The following is a 2,014-nucleotide window of genomic DNA, read 5'->3' on the forward strand; positions in this document are numbered from 1 at the left end:
GACACGCGTATGTATCCAATAAGCATGGTATTTCCCTTCGTCAAAATCGGAAATCATGCCATTTAATGGATAAACACGCATTTTCGAAAACCTTGGTTTAGGAGAGGGTTCTGCATTGCCGGTCGGCATTCCTGTTCCGTGGCCGTCAGCGACACCACCCACGGGATGGCTCAAGTGCAATGGAGCTGCGTTCACGGCTTCCCAATATCCAAAACTGGCTCAGGCCTACCCGGCACTCAGACTGCCTGATTTACGCGGGGAGTTTATCCGTGGCTGGGATGACGGGCGCGGTGTGGATTCAGGGCGCTCTTTACTTAGTTCACAGACGGGAATGCTGGAAAAACACCGTCATTTTGTTGTCTCGAATGATGCCTACGACTCACCTGATGAATGGGATATCGGCGTAATTGTTAAATCATCATATGTCCAAGGCAGGGGAATAGATGCAGCTAACCCAGGAACGTTAATTGCCGCCCCAACATTACATACAAGGGGGCGAATCGGAAATACCGGCGGTACTGAGACACGCCCGCGTAATATCGTATTTAACTACATCGTGAGGGCCGCATAATGGTGATGGCAAAATTAAACAGTGAAAATATCGCCATTATGGCCGGTGAGATTACTGTGTTTAATTATGATGGGGAGACGGGTGAATATCTTTCTTCATCCGTTGAATATTTAGCGGAAGGTGTAGGCATTCCAGCCTTATCATGTATTGATGCGCCTGAAGAATCTAAAGAAGGTTTTACCATTTGTCGCACCTCTGACTTAAGCGCATGGGAGTACCTCGCCGATCATCGCAGTGAAACTGTTTACAGCACGAAGACAGGTCAACGAGTCACGATTTCCCTGCCGGGTGATTATCCGAAAGATACGACTACAGAAGCCCCTGGTACGCCATATGATAAGTGGAACGGTAGCCAGTGGTTGACTGACTTGAAAGCGCTGCACGCTGCGGATGTGGCGACGGCAGAAAAGACGAAAACCGAGTTACTGGCAGAAGCAACAGCGATTATCGCTCCACTGACAGATGCTCAGACTGGAGGCTACATCGACGATGCAGACTTGTCACGACTGGCAGAATGGCAGCGGTACCGATACCAACTGACTAAAGTCGATATCAGCACCGCGCCTGCCATTACCCTTCCGCCGAAACCGGAGATGTAGGCCACTCGAAAGCGGGTGCCTTTGATGTATCAACACGCATCAGCAGCACCCGGTATTTTTTCCAGTCAATAAGTTGGTTTTTTTCTTCATCTGTCGCGAGCTCTAGATCGAAAGCATCCTGTAATGGTGCAATGACATTCGTTGCTTGCCGTAACAAAGATGTTTTCTTGCGTTCAGCCTGGCTAACAAGTACTTCTTGTGTCAATGGTGGAGGAGCAATCGCAATTGGATTTCCCTTATCATCCGAAGTAATTATTTTCCCAGCAGATTGATCCTGCAATAATTCAAGGTATTTCTCGTCTGTGATTTCAACAGCATCATCAGGAATATTTTTCCCATTGATATAAGGTGTATAAAATCCGCCTGTTGATTTAGCGTAAAACATAACCCCCCCTAGCATCCGATTACAAGCCAAGTATATTGAGCGTTTCCCGGCCCCAGGTTACGTATATACATTTGCGTTTTACCCATTGTCCTGACCTGCCCAATATATATGGACCCTGCTGCGGGATCACCGGTGGTATTTGCGTAAGTCGTATATCCCATCAGCATAGAATGAGGAAACGCCACCGGAAATGTTACTAAAGTGTTTTGCTCTGAACCAAAGGTTGTTGTCAGCCCCCACTGTAAAATCAATCCACCCGGTAATTTTTGCCACCCGTTTGATGACTGCTGTGATGTGAATGAATTCATATCCGGGATCTGGTTTGCACCGGTCCCCACGCTTCTTTTAGCAGCCTCTCCCAAACCAAGGTTTTCGAAAATGCGTGTTTATCCATTAAATGGCATGATTTCCGATTTTGACGAAGGGAAATACCATGCTTATTGGATACATACGCGTGTC

General features: G+C 47.3%; 4 protein-coding genes. 2 read left to right on the top strand and 2 right to left on the bottom strand.

What is annotated here, in order from left to right; all coding sequences use genetic code 11:
• Positions 1–79 precede the first annotated feature (79 nt).
• The gene (locus tag ACMWJS_RS22860; protein ID WP_414747634.1) at positions 80–571 is read left to right on the top strand and encodes a phage tail protein; all 492 of its coding nucleotides are present in this window, start codon (positions 80–82) and stop codon (positions 569–571) included.
• Entirely contained in the window at positions 571–1,170 is a 600-nt protein-coding gene (locus tag ACMWJS_RS22865) for a tail fiber assembly protein (RefSeq protein ID WP_414747632.1), read from the top strand. The genes ACMWJS_RS22860 and ACMWJS_RS22865 overlap by 1 nt, the downstream gene beginning before the upstream one ends.
• Here the strand turns inward: ACMWJS_RS22865 and ACMWJS_RS22870 are convergent.
• Both ACMWJS_RS22870 and ACMWJS_RS22875 read right to left on the bottom strand, forming a co-directional pair.
• Complete coding sequence (locus ACMWJS_RS22870; protein WP_228117486.1) at positions 1,142–1,555, bottom strand: tail fiber assembly protein; 414 nt, start codon at positions 1,553–1,555, stop codon at positions 1,142–1,144. The genes ACMWJS_RS22865 and ACMWJS_RS22870 overlap by 29 nt on opposite strands.
• Before the next feature lie 8 nt (positions 1,556–1,563).
• Complete coding sequence (locus tag ACMWJS_RS22875; protein ID WP_414747633.1) at positions 1,564–1,863, bottom strand: gp53-like domain-containing protein; 300 nt, start codon at positions 1,861–1,863, stop codon at positions 1,564–1,566.
• Between the last annotated feature and the right edge of the window lie 151 nt (positions 1,864–2,014).

This window comes from Enterobacter sp. HK-058-C-ECC (assembly GCF_047531125.1).
In the GTDB taxonomy this organism is placed as follows: domain Bacteria; phylum Pseudomonadota; class Gammaproteobacteria; order Enterobacterales; family Enterobacteriaceae; genus Enterobacter; species Enterobacter quasiroggenkampii.